This window comes from Deltaproteobacteria bacterium, assembly GCA_016933965.1.
Lineage (GTDB): Bacteria > Desulfobacterota > Syntrophia > Syntrophales > UBA2210 > JAFGTS01.
Window position 1 is genome coordinate 1 of the sequence record JAFGTS010000017.1, and the last position, 21030, is coordinate 21030.

At 53.6% G+C, this 21030-nt stretch carries 23 protein-coding genes; 11 read left to right on the forward strand and 12 right to left on the reverse strand.

The features are described from left to right. The 4 genes from JXO48_03865 to JXO48_03880 form a co-directional block, all read left to right on the forward strand. A partial coding sequence (locus JXO48_03865; protein MBN2283006.1) for a HipA domain-containing protein occupies nt 1–358 on the forward strand: 358 nt, incomplete at its 5' end. Nucleotides 359–451: 93 nt separating this feature from the next. After that, entirely contained in the window at nt 452–1198 is a 747-nt protein-coding gene (locus JXO48_03870) for a class I SAM-dependent methyltransferase (protein MBN2283007.1), read from the forward strand. 260 nt (nt 1199–1458) lie between these two features. After that, nucleotides 1459–1728: a 4Fe-4S binding protein gene (locus JXO48_03875; GenBank protein MBN2283008.1), complete on the forward strand. Its 270-nt coding sequence runs from the start codon at nt 1459–1461 to the stop codon at nt 1726–1728. 4 nt (nt 1729–1732) lie between these two features. After that, nucleotides 1733–3091, forward strand: coding sequence for an NAD(P)/FAD-dependent oxidoreductase (locus JXO48_03880; GenBank protein MBN2283009.1), 1359 nt, complete (start codon nt 1733–1735; stop codon nt 3089–3091). A gap of 125 nt (nt 3092–3216) precedes the next feature. Here JXO48_03880 and JXO48_03885 read toward each other — a convergent pair whose 3' ends face one another. The 5 genes from JXO48_03885 to JXO48_03905 form a co-directional block, all read right to left on the reverse strand. Further along, nucleotides 3217–4113, reverse strand: coding sequence for a homocysteine S-methyltransferase family protein (locus tag JXO48_03885; GenBank protein ID MBN2283010.1), 897 nt, complete (start codon nt 4111–4113; stop codon nt 3217–3219). 21 nt (nt 4114–4134) lie between these two features. Continuing rightward, a complete protein-coding gene (locus JXO48_03890; GenBank protein ID MBN2283011.1) occupies nt 4135–4851 on the reverse strand; it encodes a vitamin B12 dependent methionine synthase in 717 nt (238 codons plus the stop codon). Next, nucleotides 4848–5486 carry a cobalamin-dependent protein gene (locus JXO48_03895; protein ID MBN2283012.1) on the reverse strand — a complete coding sequence of 213 codons (639 nt, stop codon included), beginning with the start codon at nt 5484–5486 and terminating at the stop codon, nt 4848–4850. Before JXO48_03895 ends, JXO48_03890 begins: the two co-directional genes overlap by 4 nt. Nucleotides 5487–5521: 35 nt before the next feature. Continuing rightward, a complete protein-coding gene (locus JXO48_03900) occupies nt 5522–6694 on the reverse strand; it encodes a hypothetical protein (protein ID MBN2283013.1) in 1173 nt (390 codons plus the stop codon). A 93-nt stretch (nt 6695–6787) separates the two neighbouring features. Continuing rightward, on the reverse strand, nt 6788–7222 hold the full coding sequence (locus JXO48_03905) for a universal stress protein (protein ID MBN2283014.1): 435 nt from the start codon (nt 7220–7222) through the stop codon (nt 6788–6790). A gap of 384 nt (nt 7223–7606) precedes the next feature. Between JXO48_03905 and JXO48_03910 the strand changes: the two genes are divergently transcribed. Continuing rightward, the gene (locus tag JXO48_03910; GenBank protein ID MBN2283015.1) at nt 7607–8623 is read left to right on the forward strand and encodes a response regulator; all 1017 of its coding nucleotides are present in this window, start codon (nt 7607–7609) and stop codon (nt 8621–8623) included. Between the two features lie 12 nt (nt 8624–8635). Here the strand turns inward: JXO48_03910 and JXO48_03915 are convergent, their stop codons facing one another. Beyond that, nucleotides 8636–10750 (reverse strand): DEAD/DEAH box helicase, encoded by a 2115-nt coding sequence (locus tag JXO48_03915; protein ID MBN2283016.1) that lies wholly within the window; start codon nt 10748–10750, stop codon nt 8636–8638. Between the two features lie 203 nt (nt 10751–10953). On the opposite strand from JXO48_03915, the gene JXO48_03920 reads away from it, so the two are divergent. From JXO48_03920 to JXO48_03935, 4 genes are all read left to right on the forward strand, one after another. Further along, entirely contained in the window at nt 10954–11847 is an 894-nt protein-coding gene (locus tag JXO48_03920) for a hypothetical protein (GenBank protein MBN2283017.1), read from the forward strand. Nucleotides 11848–11875: 28 nt separating this feature from the next. Next, nucleotides 11876–13078, forward strand: a complete 1203-nt coding sequence (phaC, locus tag JXO48_03925; GenBank protein ID MBN2283018.1) for a class III poly(R)-hydroxyalkanoic acid synthase subunit PhaC — start codon at nt 11876–11878, stop codon at nt 13076–13078. Nucleotides 13079–13097: 19 nt separating this feature from the next. Next, complete coding sequence (locus JXO48_03930) at nt 13098–14144, forward strand: GAF domain-containing protein (protein ID MBN2283019.1); 1047 nt, start codon at nt 13098–13100, stop codon at nt 14142–14144. A 66-nt stretch (nt 14145–14210) separates the two neighbouring features. Beyond that, on the forward strand, nt 14211–14630 hold the full coding sequence (locus JXO48_03935; GenBank protein MBN2283020.1) for a MaoC family dehydratase: 420 nt from the start codon (nt 14211–14213) through the stop codon (nt 14628–14630). Between the two features lie 11 nt (nt 14631–14641). Here the strand turns inward: JXO48_03935 and JXO48_03940 are convergent, their stop codons facing one another. From JXO48_03940 to JXO48_03960, 5 genes are all read right to left on the reverse strand, one after another. Next, nucleotides 14642–15196, reverse strand: a complete 555-nt coding sequence (locus tag JXO48_03940; GenBank protein ID MBN2283021.1) for a hypothetical protein — start codon at nt 15194–15196, stop codon at nt 14642–14644. Further along, complete coding sequence (locus tag JXO48_03945; protein MBN2283022.1) at nt 15189–16787, reverse strand: metal transporter; 1599 nt, start codon at nt 16785–16787, stop codon at nt 15189–15191. The genes JXO48_03940 and JXO48_03945 overlap by 8 nt, the downstream gene beginning before the upstream one ends. Before the next feature lie 34 nt (nt 16788–16821). Then, complete coding sequence (locus JXO48_03950) at nt 16822–17091, reverse strand: hypothetical protein (GenBank protein ID MBN2283023.1); 270 nt, start codon at nt 17089–17091, stop codon at nt 16822–16824. Between the two features lie 88 nt (nt 17092–17179). Further along, nucleotides 17180–17455 carry a hypothetical protein gene (locus JXO48_03955; GenBank protein MBN2283024.1) on the reverse strand — a complete coding sequence of 92 codons (276 nt, stop codon included), beginning with the start codon at nt 17453–17455 and terminating at the stop codon, nt 17180–17182. A 40-nt stretch (nt 17456–17495) separates the two neighbouring features. Beyond that, nucleotides 17496–17759 carry a hypothetical protein gene (locus JXO48_03960; protein MBN2283025.1) on the reverse strand — a complete coding sequence of 88 codons (264 nt, stop codon included), beginning with the start codon at nt 17757–17759 and terminating at the stop codon, nt 17496–17498. A 225-nt stretch (nt 17760–17984) separates the two neighbouring features. Between JXO48_03960 and JXO48_03965 the strand changes: the two genes are divergently transcribed. Continuing rightward, the gene (locus JXO48_03965) at nt 17985–18458 is read left to right on the forward strand and encodes a transcriptional regulator (protein ID MBN2283026.1); all 474 of its coding nucleotides are present in this window, start codon (nt 17985–17987) and stop codon (nt 18456–18458) included. Between the two features lie 44 nt (nt 18459–18502). Here JXO48_03965 and JXO48_03970 read toward each other — a convergent pair whose 3' ends face one another. Beyond that, nucleotides 18503–19915, reverse strand: a complete 1413-nt coding sequence (locus JXO48_03970; protein MBN2283027.1) for a DUF3141 domain-containing protein — start codon at nt 19913–19915, stop codon at nt 18503–18505. A gap of 179 nt (nt 19916–20094) precedes the next feature. Here JXO48_03970 and JXO48_03975 point away from each other — a divergent pair, with 179 nt between their 5' ends. Beyond that, the gene (locus JXO48_03975) at nt 20095–20817 is read left to right on the forward strand and encodes a DUF169 domain-containing protein (protein MBN2283028.1); all 723 of its coding nucleotides are present in this window, start codon (nt 20095–20097) and stop codon (nt 20815–20817) included. The last annotated feature ends 213 nt before the right edge of the window (nt 20818–21030 follow it).

The window sequence follows — 21030 nt, forward strand, 5'->3', positions numbered from 1 at the left end:
CAAGAACTACTCATTTTTATATTCTGGTGGCGAACGACGGCTATCTCCCTATTATGATCTTGTCTCCACTCTTGCTTGGCCTGACCTCTCCAAGAATCTCGCGATGAAAATTGGTGGCTGCGAATCAGTCAACGCATTCACGATTGGAGACTGGAAGAAGATGGCAAAAAAGGCTGGTCTTGGTTGGCCGATGATACGAGAACGAATGTCAGAGAGCTGCCATAGTGTTTTGAACAAGCTTGATGAGGTCCAGACACAGACCAGAGAATACAGCGATTCCATGGTCACACAACTTCATCAAACCATAGAAGGTCGCGCGGTCAGAATGCTTGAAGCGCTTTCCAGGCAAGATCACTAGCCGAACCAAAGGGTTCAGGTGACAAAAAATAGCTACGCCATTTCTTGCGCCTGATCCGCGAAGTTATGGCTACAAAACAAGAAGGATACGAGAGTGGATGAATTCCAATTACTTATAGACCTCCATAAAAGTGCAAGTCGTCAGGGCCCGGGAGGCGATGAAGAAACAAAGAGAGCAATTGATCTTGCTTGTATAGACAGAAATGCGCCATTGAAAATTGCCGACATAGGCTGTGGCACAGGCGCTTCGACGTTGATTTTAGCGCGTTTGCTCAATGCCAGAATTACATCTGTAGACTTCCTTCAAGACTTTCTGGATGTCCTGGAAACTAGAGCCAGGAGTGAGGGTATTGCAGAAAAGATCACTCCTCTTTGTGCTTCAATGGACAAACTACCGTTTGAGGAAGGGGAGTTTGATGTTATCTGGTCTGAGGGTGCGATTTACAATATCGGCTTTAAAAAAGGCGTAACAGACTGGAGGCGCTATCTGAAAGTTGGCGGTCTACTGGTGGTTTCGGAGATTACCTGGATAACAAGCTCCCGTCCGTCTGAACTTCAAGAATATTGGGATGGCGAATACCCCGAAATTGATGTGGCCTCTTCAAAGATGGGCGTACTGGAGAAGAACGGTTATTCTCCGATCGGCTATTTTGTTTTACCGGAGCATTGTTGGCTGGATAATTATTATCGGCCTATGCAGGATAGCTTTAAGGATTTCCTCAGCCGGAACGGCAACAGTGAAGAAGCACGAGCAATAGTTGAAGTGGAAAATCGAGAAATTGAACTGTATGAGAAATATAAAGCTCATTACAGTTACGGTGTATATATCGCAAGAAAGTAGGATCAGAGAAAACCATAACAACCGCATCACCTCGGAATGGCAATTCCGCTGCGCTCCATTGCCAGCCGGCTAAGAGAGGCGGGGGTTTTTACTTTGGTTCTCTGATAATAATTACAGCCCGTTATCACCTTCTGCATAACGTGTGTGATTAAATACAATGTGGAACGTAACCATTTTCAGTCAGCCGGATCTCTAAAAAGGTGCCTGCCCATGCCGGTCGTATCGGTATCTTGCGGGCATGTGATCGAGGGAGGTGTATCATGGTCAAGACGTTTCAGGACATTCCCGGTGTTGAATGGGTGGAGGGTACCGGTAATTTCATCACGATCGATGAAGAGAAGTGCACCGGTTGCGGAAACTGTCTCAAGGTCTGTCTCGCGGGATGCTATGAGATAGTGAATAAAAAGGCCCGGATCAGGAGTACAGAAAAATGCATGGAATGTGGAGCCTGCTGGTATGTTTGTGAGGACGGGGCGATCGATTTTTCATGGCCTGCGGGCGGCACAGGTTTCAGAACGAACTGGGGGTGATCACATGGCTGAACAATACGATGTCATTGTCGTGGGAGCAGGGTTCGGTGGTCCGGTGGCGGCAAAGAGATGTGCAGACTCGGGGTTGCACACCATCATGCTTGAGAGGTCCCGGATACCCGGTGAAAAGGTCGTATCAGGGCTCGTGATACCGATCTATGGATTTCTCTTCGGTCCGGAATTTATACGTGAAGGAAATCCGCCTCTCGAAAGACCGATCCGTTCCGTGATGAACCGGTTCGTAAAGAACGGTGAGATATATGATTACGATCATTCGCTCAGGCTTCCAGCGCCTATCGCTGTCGGTTATTCGACCTACTGTAAACCTTTCTGTACCTGGCTCGCGGACCGGGCCGTGGATTCCGGCGTCGAGTTGAGGACTGCCACAACGGTGGTCGATGTAATAAAGGAGAATGGCTCCGTCAGGGGTGTCATTACGGATAAGGGGGAAGAGCTGAGATCGAAGATCGTCATCGATGCCGGGGGCACGCAGAACAACCTGTCAATCAAGGCCGGGATCAGGAAAAAATTCGTTCCCGAAGCGATCGAGCTTTATATGATTTGGGATTTCGAGATGGCGAAAGAGGATGTGGACCGTGTCTTCGGGAACAGCATGGAGTTCTTTCATGTCATGCCGGAGGAACGGATCGGTGCCCCGCTCGGTTACGGATCGGCACTCTATTTCTTTACTTACAGGAACAGCATCCATCCCGGAATGGGGCAGTTTCTGGTGACGGAGGGAAAAATTCCGAACGTAGCCAAACTTCTCCGGGAATATTTCGACAATTTTACAACAAAGGTGCGGCGATGGAGGGAAGATATCGCTCCGAAGGTAACATTACGGGCGGTCACCTGGGATGTGTGTCCCATCTATGCGGGTTTGATCCGCGAGATGCGTGAAATGCCGTACTTCGGCGACGGCATGCTCATCATAGGTGACGCGGCCGGATTTGAAAGCGCCGCCTTCGGTGACGGGGTACCCTCTGCCTGGTTCTCAGCGGACATCGCGGCCGGCGTCGCCCTTGAAGCGATAAAGGCGGGAGATACGTCAAGATCGTTCCTGAAACGATATGAGGACAGGGTCAAGGCCGATCCCTTTATCATGCATACGATCACCGATACGCGCAGGTGGGATATGCGGGAGGTGTTGAAGAGCAAAAGCGAAAGTGAACTGAAAAGAAGGATCCGGGACCACTGGGGAATCGGCGCCTTCAAGTATAAATACCTGGGCGGACCCTGTCTGAAGGCCACCGGCAGGTCGATCAAGAACGACGCGGGAATTGTCGCCGAATGGCTGGAGATGTTCCGGCGCTATTATCGCAACTGGGAAGAAGATCGTTTTGACCGCCTATCGACTGATTGACCTGTAAATTTGTGTATCTTGGCAACACCGATATTCGATAGCTGAAAATAAAGAGGGTCGAGTCCGCTTTTGACGTGTGTCGTTCATTGCCGATCATTATCGGCGACGAACAATTCAGATCCACGTCACCCTATTACGGGATCGGCCTTATCGGCCCTGAGCTTTTTCTTGATCGCCGCGATGAATGCGGGAGTGGTGCCGCAGCACCCGCCGATGAAATTCGCGCCCGCTTCGGCAAGTTCGGGGACGAAAGCGGCGAATTCTTCGGGTGTCGTGCGGTAGACCGCTTCACCGCCGATGATTTCCGGTATGCCGGCATTTGCTTTCATCCACAGCGGGAGGTCGGTGACGGCCCGCATCCGGCGGCAGATCGGGGCAAAACCTTCGATACCCTTCCCGCAATTGGAGCCGATGACGTCCACACCGGCCGCCGATAATTTTTCCACGACCTCTTCGGGTGTGTCTCCCATCATCGTGCGGTCCTTGTTCTTCCCCGCGTCGAACACCATGTTGGCAACCACGGGCAGGCCCGTTCTCTTCGCGGCCGCCGTTGCCGCGAGGGTTTCTGTGAGATCGATCATCGTTTCGATGACGAGAGCGTCGGCGCCCGCCGCCGCGAGGGCTTCCGCCTGCTCGGCGAACGCGTTCTCCAGTTCACCGGCGGTGACCTGCTTCATGAGGACCATCTTGCCGCTGGGTCCGATGGATGCGAAAACGAAGGCCCGGTCACCCGCCGCCTGCCTGGAGATCGTAACTCCGGTGGTGTTTATCTCCCGGACCTTGTCCGCGAGTCCGTGTTTTTCGAGAATGAAGCGGTTGCCGCCGAAGGTGTTGGTCAGAACCACACGGCTGCCCGCCGCCACATACTGTGCCGGGACCTCGGCGACCCGGTCCGGGTGCTCCAGGTTCCATGATTCCGGGCAGGACCCCCGGGGCAGGCCTCTCCTGAACAGTTCGGTCCCCCAGGCGCCGTCCGTTACGACCGGCCCTTCCTCCAGCAGTTTTTTGATAAGGTCCTTCATTTCAGTCTCTCCGTGCCGGTTTCAGCCGAGCATGGCTTCATGCAGTTCCCTGTCGTAAGGTGCCAGTCGCCCCCCGCAGTCTTTCCGTGGACAGAGCCGGCAGTTGCAAAATGGTATGTCTGACTCGAATTCCAGGCCCGAGACCGATTTCAGGGGGATCATCATGGTCTTTTCGGTCAGGCGGACGCCGATTGCCGCGGGAGCATCGCCGAGGAGCGAGAACAGGCGGTGCTGTTCCTCCAAGGGCCAGCCTTCGAGAGACCCCGGGTTCATCGTCGAGGTCGGTCCGGTCCCGAATCGTTCCCTGATGTGCTCCTTAAAAGTCGTGAGGGCGGTGCCCAGTGCCAGCATGGTGATGGTGTCTGCCCAGAAGGTGTCGAGCGTGTTGCAGCGGGTTCGGGACCATTCATCCAGTTCGGTCCCGCAGGTGGCGATAAAAGGGAAGGCTCTCCGATGATCTTTCAGATTGGTCTTCACAAGCCGGCTTTTCAGCGGGATACCGTCGATGAACACGGTCGAGTCGTTGCCGTGCTCGATGGCCGCCAGTTTATAGGCGATCTTCGGCCGGGCGATACCGGAAGCCTCGGTCAGGAGAGCGTCCAGATGGCGGGCCCGATCGCTCCCGGCTGTCACCCGCATCATCGGATAGAGATGATCGGGCGGGATGTCGAATGGGATGGCATCAATGACGGTGACATTCATGAGTTCATTGAGATCGGTTACGGCGATGGATGTCATGCCGCCGACAGCCTGTCGAAGATCTTGACCGCCTGAACGGCGGATTCGCCATAGGCGTCGGCGCCCATTTCTTCCCTGAGATGATCTGACGTGCAGGCGCCGCCGATGACGATCCTGACCCGGTCTTTCAAGCCTGCCGCGGCCACGGCGTCGACGACTTCCCTGATGCCGCCGACCATCGTCGTCAGAAGGGCGGAAAGCCCCACAAGCCGGGCGTTCGTTTCCGTGATCTTTGCCAGGATGTCCTCCGCCGGCACATCGACGCCGAGGTCGATGACCTCATACCCGTTCACCTGCAGGAGCATGCCGACGATATTTTTCCCTATCTCATGGATGTCTCCGCGAACGGTTGCCAGGATCACCGGTTCCTTTTTTACGGTTCCTCCACGGTCCATCCGTGCTTCCAGAAGCGGCATGACCTCCTTGACCATTTCTCCCGCCAGGATGAGGTCGGCAAGAAAATAGGTTCCCTCCTCGAACTGCCGGCCCACGTATTCCAGCCCTGCGCCGATGCCCTCCTCGATTATTTCCACCGGTGTCATTCCATCATCGAGGCAGGCCTGAACCCGTTCCTTGATATCGTCTATCAGGATGTCCTTGATCGCTTCCTGTACCGCCGTAAGAGAATCTTTCATCATTCCCACCTTTGCGCGCTCCGTATCCTCGATCACTATGAATGCGTTGCGATCGGGTATGCACCGTATTCGCGAACCGCCTGAAGCATGACCCGTAACTTGTGCGCCGGGATCGAACTCAGGCTGTGAACGGGTCCGATCATGAACCTGCCGCCGGGACCTATCCGCTCGATCAGATCTTTTACTTCCGCGACCACCTCTTCGTCCCGTGAACGGTCCGTCAGCAGGTAATCGACCCCGACACCACCCACGATCGTGACCGCGTCGCCGTGCAGCTCCTTTTCCCGGTAGATGTCTACGTTGGAGGTGTTTTCATAGGCGTGCAGACCGTCAACACCCCATTTTATGAAGGTATCGAAGAGAAGCGTGTTATCGCCGCAGGAGTGGAGGATATACTTGGCACCCCAGTCGTGAACCGCTTTGATGATACGCCGGTAGGGAGGTCCGAATATCTCGTCGACGAGCCGGGGATTCATGATGGGACCGCTCTTGAAGGCGAAGTCGTCGGTCTGTATGATGACGGGAATTCCCGCGTCTATCATGGCCATGTTGGTTTTCAGGCATATTTCCTCGTTACGCTTGATGAACCGCTCCACCAGGTCTTTCTCGCGCCTGAGCCAGATCGGCATTTTCTCGAATCCCACCGCCCAGAGCAGGGATTCCTGAATGCCGTAAGCCGATGCCTGGCCGCACAGGCAGGAGCGGCTGCCGTATTTCGAAACCATCTTCCTGAAGAACCGGTATGTGTTCTGAGCCAGGTCGTCCGTGTCCGGCCAATGAGGCCATGCTTCGAAGTCCTCACGGCTAGTGATGCCGGGGCCGCTGTACATGTAGGTCATGTTTCCGTATCCGTCCGGCTGTATCCTGTATACGGATCCCGTAAACCTCACCATGGTCCCGGAGTCCTTGAGGAGAAAGGTTTCGTCGAGGATCGCCCAGAGAGAATCGAACCCGAGCTCTACCTGGGCCTTGATGCGTTTCTCAAAGGTGCGGTTCAATTCGGCCTGAAAAAGGGATTTCGGCAGTTTGGCGCCCCACCGGTCAAGGACGAATCGTGTCAGGGGATTGTTCATTCGCTGTTCCTGGGAAATGAGAGGAGCACCGAGCACCTCGTTGAACGTCCGGTCTTCGACCATGGCCCCGAAGGAGGGTACCCGGTCGACCGGTTTTCCCTCGAGGGTCCTGATGATGCGCTCCACTGGATCCATGAACGACTCCTTCAGGCGGGAAGGTTACAGTTCTGTCGAACCTATGTCCGGGTAAACCGGTGATGGAGGAGGAACAGTACCCACGAATGCGCGTTATGTTTTGATCACAAGGACGGGTTTTCTGACTTTCCGGACCACCTTGTACGAAACGGATCCCAGGAACAGTTCCTCAAAATTTCCCGTTCCCCGGGAGCCGGTAACGATAAGAGATACGTCCTCTTCCTCGGCAACCCGCAGTATTTCATTGAAAGGGCCTCCTTTTTCCACGCGCAGGTGGACCTTGAAGCCGTGGTCTTTCAGGTCCTTTTCAATGGGCTTCATCTCGGCCGTTGCCTTTTTCTCAAGGTCTTCCTGAATTCCTTCGAGGTCCTTCCGGGCGTAACGCGAGAGGTCGCTCAATCCCCGGCGGTCGACGACATTGAGAATGATCACTTCTTCCGCACCGGCGCTTCGCAACTGTTTTATATACTCCAGCGCTGCCATGGACTCATTGGAAAAATCTGTAGCATAGAGGATCTTTTTAAACATTGGGAAATACCCCCTGCGTTACGTTGTTGTTTTCTCGAGTAATGCCGGATGTCGCTATAATTTCGTATATTATCCGGTTAGTCAAGAATAATTCGGGAATAATTCGGGAAACGGGATTTGGGAATCGAGATTCGTTATTCGGGAAAGGAGATTCGTTATAAAAAGACTTTGCTGTGATAAAAATCATAATGATTTTAATGTAGATATGAATCATGAAAGTTGTTAGACTAAGCGAATTAATATCACAGCCGGAGCCCCCGGCCTGAAGCGTGTCGGTAGTATCCTGTCGTAGCAAATCGACGGAACGGTTGTGATTGATCGGCATGGGAGGACAAAATTCACGATCGCCTTCGAAGAACTTAAGTACAAAAAGAGGTTGTAACCATGACGGGAAAACAGAAACTCGTAGTCGTCGTTGTTGAGGATGAAACTATCATCGCCCGTGATATCCAGAGCAAGTTGAAACGCCTCGGATACGACGCACCGGTGATCGCTTCAACGGGGGAAGAGGCGATACAGATAACGGAAGAGCTGCTACCTGACCTGGTTTTGATGGATATTATTCTGAAAGGGAACGTGGATGGGATAGAGGCGGCTGACGAGATACGAAACCGCTTCGACATTCCCGTTGTGTACCTCACGGCCTATGCCGATGAGAAGACCCTTGAACGGGCCAAGGTGACGGAGCCTTTCGGTTACATGCTCAAGCCCTTTGAGGAGCGGGAACTGCACAGCACCATTGAAATGGCCTTGTACAAACACGAGGCGGAACACAAATATCGCCAGGGTATCGACCGGCTAATGCAGGGCCTGGAGAATACCATCAACGCCCTGGCCTCAATGGTGGAAATCCGGGATCCCTATACGGCGGGACACCAGTTTCGTGTTGCACAGTTGGCCGTTGCAATTGCCGGGGAACTGAGCCTGTCCGAGGATGAGATAACAGGGATCCGGCTTGCCTCGCTGGTCCATGACATCGGAAAAATGAATGTACCGACCGAGATCCTGAACAAGCCGGGGAGAATAACAAGTACGGAGTTCCAAATAATCAAGCAGCACCCGGACACGGGATACAATATTCTAAAGGGCATCGAATTTCCCTGGCCCATCGCGGAAATGGTGCATCAGCATCATGAAAAGCTGGATGGGTCCGGATACCCCCAGGGACTTACGAACGGCCAGATACAGCGTGGGTCAAAGATAATCTCCGTGGCCGACGTGGTGGAGGCCATGTCGTCACATCGTCCTTACCGACCGGCCCTTGGCATAGAGGTTGCTCTCGAAGAAATTGAGAAGAACAGGGGAGAGACCCTCGATGTTGAAGCAGTCGATGCATGCCTGAGGCTCTTCAGGGAAAAGGGATTTAATTTCACAAAGACAGGAAAGGACCTGGACTCATAAGGCAGGGGCGGCTCACTCCGTTTCCGGTCCGAAAACCACCGGTTCCCGCAGGATGATCTGCTTTGCGAGGGCTGCTCTTTCCGCTATGATGGGGTGGCTTTCCCTGAGATCGGCCAGCTGGTTCAGATTATCGGCCGTGCGGGAAATGAGCATTGCAAGGTCGCCGTCCGCCACCCGCATCGATTCGGTCAATTCATCCCAATCCATCCCCCGCGCCCAGTGATAGATCGCTACGGCGGGCCACAACCGCAACGGGGTAACGTCAAATCCCGCTGATTCCATCCGTTCCACCAGGGGCGCTATCGTCCGGAAGATACGGTTGCAGGCGCGCCTCACCCGTTTCGGCACCTGCCGCTTGTAAAGAGGAATATCCTGATTCCGGTCATACACAAAATTCGCGATAACCGCCGCGAGCAGGGGCTCGTCATTTTCGGGGAACGCCCTGTTCCTCAGGCATTCGGCTATGAGCAGCGGCTGATCAAGACGGAGCCGTGATGCCCAGATACCGTCCTCCGTGAGCTTTCCCGCTCCGTTGACAAAGCCCTCGTTCTTAAGAAAGAGCAGGTACCGGTCGAATTCCTTCTTGAGGTTCTTCATGCCCCTTTTTTTGCCGGGATTCTGATAATCGGCAAAGGACATTTCGAATATGTCGCGGATCTCCCGGGGGGTGTGGGACAAAAGCAGGTTCAGTATCATGGAGAAGTCGTTTCTGATGCGGCTGAGGATCTTTTCCGGCTTTCTGTAATAAAGGTCACGCATGAGGGAGAGGTCCATGAACCGCCCGGGATAGGCAAGCATGAAGCCGATCCGGTCGAGGCCCCGCCGGCCCGCCCTTCCGGTCATCTGGTGAAATGCCGTTGCCGTGAGGGGAAGGAAATCGTGGCCGTTGAACTGGTCGGAATTGAAAAGGACCACCGTCCGTGCCGGGAAGTTGACCCCCGCCGCAACGGTGGTGGTCGCGAAAACGGCTTCAAGGTGTCCCCCCTTCATCATCCGTTCCACCATGAATTTCCACGCCGGCAATTGACCGCCGTGGTGGGCGGCGACCCGTGACCGGCGGAGATGGATAAGCTGCCGGTGCTTCTTCAGGAAAGGAAAACGTTCGAGGATGCTTCGGGAATCCTCGTCAAAGAGGAATTCATCGGTGCGCGATGAAGAGGTTTTGATACGGGTGACGGCATTATCGCACTCCTGCCGTGATTTCAGAAAGAAGATCGCCGGCAGAAGATTGAAGGTCCTGAGAACCGAGATGATATCGTCAAAGGGAGGCGGCATGAATCGGGACCGCCTGTCGGACCCTTGTTTGTCCTCGCTTCCGGAGGAGGGTATGCCGGGATACAGCCTGCGTTCCTTCAGGAGGGGCATCAATATTCCCGTGGGTGTGAGAAAGATCGGAACGAGCAGCACGGGCCTGCCGGATTCCTTCACGACGATGCATTGCCTGTCCCGAAGACCGCCCAGCCAGCCGGCTATTTCATCACTATTCCCGATCGTCGCCGACAGGAGCAGAAGCCTGACCCTGCGGGGCAGGTACATCATGATCTCTTCCCAGACAACGCCCCTGTCCTCGTCACCGAGATAGTGCGCCTCGTCAAGAATGACCAGGTCGAAGTCGAGGTCTTCTCCGTGGTGCATGGCATCGTAGAGCTGGTTTCGCAGTATTTCGGTGGTGCCCGTTATGATGGGCGCTTCGGAATTTTCCTTCGTGTCGCCCGTTAGTATGCCGACCTGTTCGGAACCGAAGATATCGCCGAATTCGACCCACTTGGCGTTGGTGAGTGCCTTCAGCGGCGATGCGTACCAGGCCCTTCCGCCCCGTTCGTATATCGCCTGGATGGCCTTTTCGGCGATCCAGGTCTTTCCGGAGCCCGTCGGAGCCACGACAAGGCAGTCCGATACCGACAGCGCCTCGAGGGCTTCCATCTGAAAGGGGTCCGGCACGAAGGGAAGCGGTTCGGGCTTTCCGATGCGTGAAAGGATGCCGGCAAGGGAGGGGTCGCAGGAGGGGACCATTCGCCTGCCCCGTGGTACATGCTTTGCTCCCTGCCGGTCGTTTACCGCAGACCGCCGCCCGCGGCGGGGCGGTTTTCGGTGATGATATGTTTTCGAATGCTCTGCGGCTGTCATAGAGTAAACCGTTTCCTGAATAGAAAGACCTGCTATCATACTTCGGCGGCAGGGTAAAGGGGATTGGTAATTCGGGAATCGTAATCCGTAATCCGTAATCCGTAATCATCCTAATCCCGCACTCAGTTACTCAGACACTTGATATCTTATTGACCTTCATCTGAAAATATGACATTATTCGTATACTTAGGGGGTTGAGAGCCATGGAGCAGGAATCCAGGGAAAAGACAGGATACGATGTGTTAATGAATGCCTGGCTGAAAATGGCGGGGGAGTTCTGGAAAATGGCACCCCGAACGGGTACGGAGAGTAACGACACATACGGCATGCCCGAGAGTGCCGAGGAAAAAGGTGAAGGTGGTGTCAGGGAATCACTGGAATCCACCCTGAGGCTATGGACCACCCTGGCGACGATGATGAGCGAGCCGGCGGCAGTGGATCCGGTGATGAAAGCGACCTCTGTTGCTCCTGAGATCATGATGAAGATCATGACCTCCACCTGGGAGGGGTATCTGCGCGCCCAGGACCAGTGGTTCAGGAAACTGGGCAAGATCGGTGAGCAGACGGAAGCATACACGTTTGAGAATCTCGATCAGAACATCAATCGTATCTGGTCGGACCTGTACCGGGAAGAGATAAGTCCCTTCTTACGGGTCCCCCAACTGGGCTTGACCCGGTTCTATCAGGAACGGCTCGGCCTGGCCATTGATAGATACAACGTCTTTCAATCAAAGCTGGGCGAGTTCCTCCGCCTTCTCTACCTGCCGATGGAAAAATCGGCCCGTGTGATGGAACAGCAGGTAGAGAAATTGACCCGAGAGGGGAAGCTCCCGGATACATCCCAGGATTATTACCGGATGTGGATCAAGATACTGGAAGGTCATTACATGACCCTCTTCAAGTCTCACGAGTATGCCCAGGCACTCAAAGAGACCCTCGATACCCTTGATGATTTTCTCCTTGCCAGAAGGGACTCTTTGCAGGATATCCTGCAGACCCTGCCTGTCCCGACGGAACGGGATATGGATGACCTGTACCAGGAGATCTATGCTTTGAAGAAAAAGATCAGGGAACTTGAAAAGAACAATAAGAAATAGGCGCTTTTGCTTTTCCGGAGGTTGAGCCATGGAGCAGCCTAAAATTCCCGTTGAAATAATCATGCAACAACTGGCCGAGGATGCCGGGAAGGTGCAGGAACGGGCGCAGAAAGCATCGGATATTCTTCTCGGCAGTCTTGATACTGCCATCGCCACCACGCCATACGAGGTGATCTACAGGCAGGACCGGGTAACCCTGAAACACTACCCTGCCGAGGCCGGAACGGAAAGTTCCGTTAAGACACCCCTTCTGGTCGTGTACGCCCTGATAAACCGGGAGACCATGCTTGACCTGCAACCGGGTAGAAGCGTCGTGAGCAGTTTCCTCAAGGCGGGGGTCGACCTTTATATGGTGGATTGGGGGTATCCGACCCGGAAGGACCGTTTTCTGACGATCGATGACCATGTGAACGTCTACCTGGATGATGTCGTCGATTTCGTGCGGGAACGGACGGGGCATGATACGATCAACCTCATGGGTATCTGCATGGGCGGCAGTTTCTGTGTCATGTATTCGGCCCTGCACCCGGAAAAGGTCAAGAACCTCATCACCACTGTCTGCCCCACAAACTTTGACACCGACCAGGGACTGCTCCATATCTGGATGAAACATGTTGACGTGGACCGCATGATCGACGCCTTCGGGAACATGCCGGGAGATCTGATGAACTTCGGTTTCCTGCTTCTCAATCCGGCCCGCCTCATGATCGATAAATACATCGGATTTCTTGAGAATATGGACAACAAGGCTTTCGTCGAGAACTTCATACGCATGGAAAAATGGATCTTTGACAGTCCCGATGTGCCGGGTGAAACATTCAAGCAATTCGTGAAGGACTGCTATCAGAAGAACCTTCTCATCAACAGCAGGCTCTATCTGAATGGAAAGCGGGTTGACCTGCGAAAGATAACCATGCCGCTGCTGAACATATACGGCCTTTACGATCACCTCGTTCCTCCAGGGGCCGCAGACGTTCTGACCAGCAAGGTGGGGAGCGCCGACACGGAGGATGTCTGCCTTGATACGGGGCATATCGGTATCTATGTGAGCTCCAAGACCCAGAAGGAATTCGTGCCGAAAATAGTGCAATGGCTTACCGAACGGGAGAATCCCGCGAAAGGCGGGGCCGGCAGGAAAGGGGCGCGGAAAAAAAAGGAGACGGTACGGAAGAAAAGAGAAACCGCTGCGGGAAAGAGGTCGGTCCGGGCGGGTCGAAAGATAGAAAAATAGTATTGGATGGAGACACCCTATGACGGAAAAAAATGATTTTTTTAATGCTTTTTGTAAAGTGAGCCGTGCCTTCGGGGAGGCATTTGATTCGGAGGAGCTGCTGAACCTTATCGTGAAAAGCGCCATCGACAGCATGGGCGGAAAAGCGGCGAGCCTTTTCATGTTCGATGAGAAGAGAGACCTCTTCATGAAAGGGGCGCAGAAAGGGCTTTCAAAGAACTATCTGCACTCGAAGCCGATCGATGCCAGGAAGGTCGTGGAGCCCATTCTTCACGGCGGTCACATCGCCATATACGACGCGACGACGGACCCACGGATCGAAAATCATGAGGCTAAGCGGCAGGAAGGTGTCGCTTCCATCCTGGTGGTGCCTGTCATGAAGAAAGGCCGGGCCATCGGGATCCTTGCGCTCTATACGAGCACCCCCCGGGAATTCAGTGAAAAGGAGGTTTCATTCCTGACGGCCCTCGCAGAGCAGGGGGGTATGGCCATCGAACATGCCCGTCTCGTCGAGCAACTGAGGAAGAACACACAACTGTTCTATGATCTTGCCGCGAACATAAACTCAAGTCTCGATGTCAGGAAGATCATGGCCGCCCTGTCCGAGGAACTCGCACGGGCCCTCAATGTCAAGGCAGTGTCGGTGCGGCTCCTTGATGAGAATGAAAAAATGCTCCGCCTCGTTGCGAGTTTCGGCCTGAGCGACGCGTATGTCAGAAAGGGCCCCGTGTCCGCGGAAAAGAGCATCGCCAAGGCGCTGAAGGGGACCCCGGTGGTGGTCAGAAACGCGGCGGTTGACCCCGGTGTGCAGTACCGGGAAGAGAAGCAGGAGGAAGGGATCGTTTCGATCCTCTGTGTCCCGATAAAAACAAGGGATAAGGTGGTCGGTGTGCTGCGGCTCTATTCGGAAGAAGAACGTGACTTCAGCGATGATGAGATCCTTTTTGTGTCGGCTCTTGCCCACCAGGGGGGGGTGGCCATACAGAACGCTTCCCTCTACCTGAAACTTCAGGAAGACATGAAGGACCTGAAGGATGATCTCTGGAGCCATCGGTCATGGTTTTAGTGTTTCGGTAAGGACGGCGCCGGTTGTTTGGGGCGGAACCCCCGTGTGAGGAAAGGAGCCTCTGCCATGAAGGGAATATCCATTGACGAAATGAAACTTGGTGATTGGGCTGAATTCGCGAAGACGATCGCTGAATCCGATATCTATCTTTATGCCGGCATTACGGGCGACCTCAACCCCGCCCACGTGAACGAGCAATATGCCGGGACGACCTTCTTTAAAACACGTATCGCTCACGGCATGCTTGCCGCCGGCTTGATATCGGCAGTCCTCGGGACGAAACTTCCCGGTCCGGGAACCATATATCTCCAGCAGCAGTTGAAATTCACGGCCCCCGTCAGGATTGGGGATACGATCACCGCCCGTGCTGAAGTTGTTGAAATAAACAAGGAAAAGAACAGGGTCCGCCTGAACACGACCGTTACGAACCAGACGGGAACGACGGTCATAACCGGAGAGGCCCTGGTCAGCCCGCCCAAGGCGTAAGCGGGTCTGTTCTACTCCTTCTTTTTCTTCCGTGCCTGTTTTCCCTTTTGAGACGCCGGTCTGCCCGCTGTTTTCCCGGGTCTTTCGGTTTGCTCGCCGGGCTTGAAGTATTCTCCCATTGACTGCACCAGCTTCTGAAATTCTTCAGTCTGGGTGGTCATGAGTTCCTGATATGCACGGTGGTAATCCTCGGCGGCGAGATGCTTTTTGGCAAGGAGTTCCCGCAGGTTTTTGATGGTCTCCTCTTGTGATCCCACTTCATTCTTGAGGTTCTCGTACTTTTCGATAAGTTCCAGGTGTTCCTTGCGAGGCACGACTCCCAGGTAGGCGAGATATTCCGAGAAGGACCGTTCAAAATCCTCGATAGCCCGTTCCCACATCCTGAGATATCCGGAAGCTGAATCACTGGTCCGATCAAGCCCGTAAGCCTTCTGAAAAAGAGCGGTCAGTTCGTCGAACCCCTTGAATCCCTGCTGTATCCACCGCGTCATTTCTTCCATCTGTTGCTGGCCCCTGACGTAGCTCGTCAGAAAGGCACTCCAGAACTGCAGGAAATTTTTATCCACTTTTCCCTCCCTTCTTGCTCAGTTCATCATCGAGGTCCAGTTGATAGCGGACTGGCCCCCGGTACCGTTTCCCCTCTCCGAAACGTGTATGCAAAGCATACTCGGATTCCGGGTTCGACCAGGAAGTGGCCATGGCGAGGTGTCCCTTCGGGAATGGGGTTACTTCCACATCGATGAAATCCAGCGGTGCCAAGGCCGTTTCCTTTTCGACGAGGTCATCGCTTTCGCCGTAACAGATCAGCCACTTGATCCCCTTTTCCTTCATCCCATGAAGATTCAGTTTGCGACCGAAGAGCTCGATGGGAAGCGTGCCGTCCTTCCGGATGGGAATGTTGTATGACTTGAAGCTGATGTCCGTGATGCCCAGGGGAAGGTCGACCCTCTCGTATCGCAGCCAGTGCTGGATGGCGGCGACGGTCTTGTTGATCTTGACATCCTTTCCGTCACGGGAGGTGAGCATGATCATGTCACGGTACATGGAGACCAGGGGAAACTCATCCTGGATCGCCTTCAGTTTGTACACCCAGCCCATAAGTTTGCCGTCGGCGACAAGATTGCCGTTGGGCATGCGTTTTGTTCCATAGGAGAGGTCATTGAAACGTTGCGGCAGCATGACCTTGAGGAAGTTGCCCAGTCCCTTGCTCCGTGTGCCGTCCATTGGCGACACGCAGGTGATCAGCGCATCCACCAGGCCGTCGAGCTCTCCTGAGAGAATATTGCACAGCGCGTTAAACCCTCCCTGACAGTAACCGTTCAATGTGACCGGCTTTCCATGCTTCTTTTTGACGACCTCGCAGAACAGGCGGGTGTCCCGGGCGTCATCTTCACCGGTCATCAACTGAAATTCAGGCGTCGTCGCGATATTTTTATTCACCCTGATGTAAATGGGGATACCGTGATTGGCATAATTGTGAACGTAACTTTTATTGTCGCCCGGCAAAAAGGCGAGCACATTACAACCGAGAACATAGGGCGGTATGACGATCAGGGGCTTGCCGTTCTTTTTTGTCCGGACCTTCTTGTCGGTGGGAAGGATCTGGTAGAGGAAGAAACGGTCCGTTTCCGCCGTCTTGATGTAGTTGCCGCTGTCAAAGTGAAACCCGTATTCGCTCCGGATATCGCGTATCACCTGAGGAAAAGTCTGAACGACCCGTTCCATCAACTCTGCCTCGTCGGTGCTGAGGCTTTCCAGGTCTTCTCCATCGATATCGAGTATGGTGTTCATGAAGGCCGAGAACGAACGCGTGAGCTCTTTCAGGTGATAGTCGCTTGTCACGGCATAGCTGCTTGATATCGCCTGTGTGGCAAGCTGCAGGTTCATCTGCAGAATGGCCGTGTAATCCCTGATACTTTCCCAGGCGGGGATGGTCAGCAGCTTTTTCCGCTCGGCTGTCTGGAAATAGCCGACGGCGATCCAGTATGCCTCCACGAAATCGTGAAAATATTTCAGAAGGCCTTCCCAGTAAAGCTGCATTGCCTTGTTCTTTTCAAGGCCTGATATGATCATGTTCATATACAGCTCTTGAAGCCGTTCCGGGTATTCCATTAAAAAGGTGTAGAATTCTTCAGTGGGATTCAGAGGGGGTGTCATGGCAACTCCTTATGGTAAGAAAGGTTCACTTGCGTTACCGGGGGTCGCGAAAAAATTCCTCCGTTCTTTGGAAATGGCTTTCCGCGCCCTTCTTTAATTCCTCCCAGGCCTTCCTGTATGCCTGGGTCAGGCGGTGCGTCAGGAGGCTTCCGACGGCCTCCAAACCCGACAACTGCTCAAGGAGGATCAACGACATCAGATTGCCCTGCTCCTGAAAAAAATCCGTTGTATGAAACATGTTGTCGACCATCAATCTGTTCGTTTCGATGAGTAGCCGTGTTATTTTTCTTTGTCGTTCGATCATTTTTGCGAGCCTTCAACGTGCATTGACCGTAAGAAAGGGGAGGGCGGTGCCGGTCGAACTGTCGCCGCCCTCGTCGCCGTTTTCTGTGTTACTTTCCCTTGCCTTTTGATTGCAGCAAGAATTCCTCGACCTTTTTGAAGCTCTCATCAACGGTCTGTTTGAACGCTTCACGTCCCTTCTTATAGGATGCTGCCCATTCGGAAATGGCCTTTTTCCCTTCTTCGGGCATCCAGGTGGCCTGTTCGAGAAGCGAATTCACCATTTTCTCCGCCTGGTCCTGAAGCATGACCATTGCGTTGAAGCTGTTGTCAAAGGTCGTCTTGTTAAAAGTGATCATCTGTTTGAATAATTCTTTCTGGTCCATAATACCCTCCTTCTCCTGTGCTTGTCGCATTATAGTATAATCATTCTGTTTTTGCGAAAAATTCTTCCACTTTGCCGAAGTTGGCATCGATGATGGTTTTGAATTCCTCGCGCCCCTTCCGATATGATTCGGCCCATTCCCGGGCGGTCTTCATCCCTTCCTCCGGCAACCAGGTCATCTGTTGCATTGCAACATCCGCTGATTTCTCCAACTGTTCCTGGCACATGACCATCGTGTTATAGGTGTTGTTGAACACCGTCCGGTAGAGCGTTACCATTTGTTTTGCAATTCTTGTAGTTTCCATTGTAGTTTCCATACCTTTTTCCTCCAGGCCGGTTTTTTTTGTTTTCACTAATATAATATTCAATACCCCATTGTCAAGGAATTTTTATTGCAATGCACAATAATATTTTTTTGACGATGAAATATTATATGTGCTTGTTATAACGATACATGATATAGAAATACCGTAAACTGACAGAAAATAAATATTGCACCGTAGAAGAAAAGTACCGGGAGGGGCGGCACCATGGATGATCACATCCTGTTGAAAAAGTATTCGAACAGGCGTCTGTATGACACGAAGAACAGCACTTACGTGACCCTCAACCAGGTCGCCGATATGATTCGCGGCGGGCAGACCGTCGAGGTCTTTGATGCCGGAACTGGAGACGACGTGACGGCCTTCATACTGACCCAGATCATCGTTGAGGAAGCAAGAACGAGAAACAGCCTTCTGCCGGTTCCTTTCTTGCACATGGTAATCCGATTCGGAGATACGGTCCTGAAAGAATTTTTTGAGAACTATCTGCAGCAGACCGTACAGAACTATCTTTCCTATAAGGATGAAATGGACAAGCATTTCAGAAAGTGGCTTGAAGTGAGCGCGGATTTCTCAGAAGCGGCGAAACAGACGATGCAGACCATGTCGCCCTTTCAATCCCTATTTGAGGGGGAGTTCCCTCAAAGAAAAGGGAAAGATACAAAGAAAAAGAAACCCTGAACTGAATCTTGATTCCTTTGCGGCATCGAAGACTTCCGGATACATCATTTCGAATGAATGTCACTGTGGTCGAGCATGAACGCGGCTATCCGCGTATAATGCTCCCTGAGCACCTTTTCCGATCGGAAGAGCGCCATGTGCCCCCCATCGCATATGAGGGTCAGTTTCTGCGAATCCGGTACCGAGGTTATATACTTCATGTGTCCCGTCGCCTGGAGCGGCGGGGCGATATTGTCCGCAGCGCCGCCGAGGGCCCATATGGGTACCGAGCCGGGATAGTCCGCTACATCGACCCTCCTGCCGTCGATGGTCAGTTTCCCCCGGATCAGCTCATTCTTGACAAAGATCCGTTTGTATGTGTCTTCGATAAAACTCGTTGGGAAGCACTGAACGAAGTTATACCACTGGTAAAAGGCCATCTGACGCTGAGCATCTGCCACTTTGCCCTTTTTGAGGTCGTCGAGAAGTCGTCGGAAGTTCCGTGCGTGCATGTCGGAGGACAGAAGGTAAAATCCGAGAACATGCAGCCTGCCGTCGAACATGTCCCGTCCCGACCCTGTGCGCTCTTCCCGGACCTTTCGGCCGAAAAGGACATCGAGATTTTCCATGTAATGTGCACCCGCCGCGCGGCAGAAATCGGTCAGGAAACCCCGCTCGGCATCAGTGTCCATGGGAGACCCAGCCGATCCGAAGGTTTTTCCCAGTTCCGGATTCAGGATGAGGGTGGTCATCAGGAGCGGTCCCGGCTGACAGACGGCGACCAGGTGCGAGGGATACCCTGCCCGGTCCCTGAGGTGCTGGAGGATCCGCCGGTACTGTTCAACCTGCCCGTCGAAGTTTTCGTGATGTCTCGTGCCGTCTACTAAAAGCGGAATATCCTCGGCGCATTTCTGTTCCACGATGGCCATCCGGGTAAGACCACAACTTCTGAGATAGAGCGCGACACGCTCGGCGATGTTCGAGTGGTGCCCGGCACGGGGGGCGAAGACCACCGTGTAATTCTCCACCGTATGGTTCACGTCGGCGGAGATGTCGATGAGCTTCATGCTCGGCAGGTCGAGAAGGACACGGGAGTGCGCGACCTCGTCACTCCAGTCCTGCTGGGGCAGGGCATCGGTGAAAAGCCTGATGAAATCGAGCTCACCGGTCCGTTCCTGGTAATACCGGATCAAGGGTTGGAGCAGGCTCTTCCTGTACAGGTGATACAGAGAATCGGTCGTTTCCCGGTAGAGGTCGAAACACGCTTCTGTCTTTTCCCTTTCACCCTGCGGTGTCAGTGAGACGAATTGCCGGGTCATCCGCAGGCCCGTGTCGTGAACGTTTTTCGCCATATCAAAACCCGCCGAAAGGGCGCGTATTTGTTCAAGGGCCACGTTCGCCGACAGTTCCAGGGGGATCTTCATGGATTCCATTTCATTGAGAACCAGGGGAAACAGGGTCATGATCGAATCAGGCATACCGTATTCATTCCTCCATCGAATCGCGTGTGATATCCGTCTCGGTGCAGCTGTCTTTCCGCGATGCACAATATAAGCACTCCGGGGGAAAAGTCAATGGGAAAGGAGGTCAACATCATTGTTGCAAGAATAAAGAGAAACCTCTACACTCCCGCTATATTCAACACGAGGAGGTTTCCATGCAACCAGATCCGTCGCGGTTACTTGAGAAGCTCGGCATTACCATCCCGCTTATCGGGCTTTACGATGCTCCCGATGCGGGGCCTTTCGAACCCCTGGTCCAGCCAGAGCCGCGTAAGCACACCTGCGTTTTTGCCTTCTATCAGGACTGGCTTAAAGGTAAGACGCTCCATATCACGGACCGGAATTACGGATGTGCCGGCGGCGGGCGCTGGCTCTGCGGTGCAAGCTCCCGTGCGGAAGAGGACCTGATCACGTTCCTTGTCGATGGCGAGGGATTGAAAGCATCACGTGAACTGATGGAACGATGGATCGATTACCGGAAGCCGCATCATCCGGAACACGGGCATGTCTGTATCGGGCCGCTTCGGGAAAGCCAGTTCGAATATCTCAAGAGCATCACCTTCTTCATCACGCCCGATCAATTGGGCGCGCTCAGCCTTGGGGCGAATTATGACAGCGCGCCCGGTGAGATCCCGCCCGTTATCGTGCCGTTCGGTTCGGGTTGCAGCCAGCTTGTCGGGCTTTTTGAGGACCTTGACGCGCCACAGGCCGTCATCGGCGCCACCGATATCGCCATGCGGCAGCATATCCCGCCGGACATTCTTGCCTTTACCGTAACAAAAGCGATGTTCCGGCGGCTCTGCGAACTGGACGAAAGAAGCTTTCTGTATAAACCGTTCTGGAAGAACCTGCGAAAGACACGGGAACGCTCAGAGTAATTTCGTCGCAGTGAAAAGAACAGTGGAATTCGAGCGCAGATTCGGAACGGACAAGGAGTTTGATCGCGTCTATACCGTCAGAGGGAAGTGACGTTTTGTGGTTGTAGCTCATAAAAAAAAGGGGATCGGTACGCTGAACATCTGACCGATTCCCCTTTTCACATCCTGGTGGGCCGTAGGGGATTTGAACCCCTGGCCAACGGATTAAAAGTC

Bases quoted from the DNA above. Each gene is read 5' to 3' on its own strand.
- JXO48_03875 (MBN2283008.1), top strand. From the start codon at position 1,459: ATGGTCAAGACGTTTCAGGACATTCCCGGTGTTGAATGGGTGGAGGGT.
- JXO48_03880 (MBN2283009.1), top strand. From the start codon at position 1,733: ATGGCTGAACAATACGATGTCATTGTCGTGGGAGCAGGGTTCGGTGGT.
- JXO48_03885 (MBN2283010.1), bottom strand. From the start codon at position 4,113: ATGAAGGACCTTATCAAAAAACTGCTGGAGGAAGGGCCGGTCGTAACG.
- JXO48_03890 (MBN2283011.1), bottom strand. From the start codon at position 4,851: ATGACATCCATCGCCGTAACCGATCTCAATGAACTCATGAATGTCACC.
- JXO48_03895 (MBN2283012.1), bottom strand. From the start codon at position 5,486: ATGAAAGATTCTCTTACGGCGGTACAGGAAGCGATCAAGGACATCCTG.
- JXO48_03900 (MBN2283013.1), bottom strand. From the start codon at position 6,694: ATGGATCCAGTGGAGCGCATCATCAGGACCCTCGAGGGAAAACCGGTC.
- JXO48_03905 (MBN2283014.1), bottom strand. From the start codon at position 7,222: ATGTTTAAAAAGATCCTCTATGCTACAGATTTTTCCAATGAGTCCATG.
- JXO48_03910 (MBN2283015.1), top strand. From the start codon at position 7,607: ATGACGGGAAAACAGAAACTCGTAGTCGTCGTTGTTGAGGATGAAACT.
- JXO48_03915 (MBN2283016.1), bottom strand. From the start codon at position 10,750: ATGACAGCCGCAGAGCATTCGAAAACATATCATCACCGAAAACCGCCC.
- JXO48_03920 (MBN2283017.1), top strand. From the start codon at position 10,954: ATGGAGCAGGAATCCAGGGAAAAGACAGGATACGATGTGTTAATGAAT.
- phaC (MBN2283018.1), top strand. From the start codon at position 11,876: ATGGAGCAGCCTAAAATTCCCGTTGAAATAATCATGCAACAACTGGCC.
- JXO48_03930 (MBN2283019.1), top strand. From the start codon at position 13,098: ATGACGGAAAAAAATGATTTTTTTAATGCTTTTTGTAAAGTGAGCCGT.
- JXO48_03935 (MBN2283020.1), top strand. From the start codon at position 14,211: ATGAAGGGAATATCCATTGACGAAATGAAACTTGGTGATTGGGCTGAA.
- JXO48_03945 (MBN2283022.1), bottom strand. From the start codon at position 16,787: ATGACACCCCCTCTGAATCCCACTGAAGAATTCTACACCTTTTTAATG.
- JXO48_03950 (MBN2283023.1), bottom strand. From the start codon at position 17,091: ATGATCGAACGACAAAGAAAAATAACACGGCTACTCATCGAAACGAAC.
- JXO48_03955 (MBN2283024.1), bottom strand. From the start codon at position 17,455: ATGGACCAGAAAGAATTATTCAAACAGATGATCACTTTTAACAAGACG.
- JXO48_03960 (MBN2283025.1), bottom strand. From the start codon at position 17,759: ATGGAAACTACAAGAATTGCAAAACAAATGGTAACGCTCTACCGGACG.
- JXO48_03965 (MBN2283026.1), top strand. From the start codon at position 17,985: ATGGATGATCACATCCTGTTGAAAAAGTATTCGAACAGGCGTCTGTAT.
- JXO48_03970 (MBN2283027.1), bottom strand. From the start codon at position 19,915: ATGCCTGATTCGATCATGACCCTGTTTCCCCTGGTTCTCAATGAAATG.
- JXO48_03975 (MBN2283028.1), top strand. From the start codon at position 20,095: ATGCAACCAGATCCGTCGCGGTTACTTGAGAAGCTCGGCATTACCATC.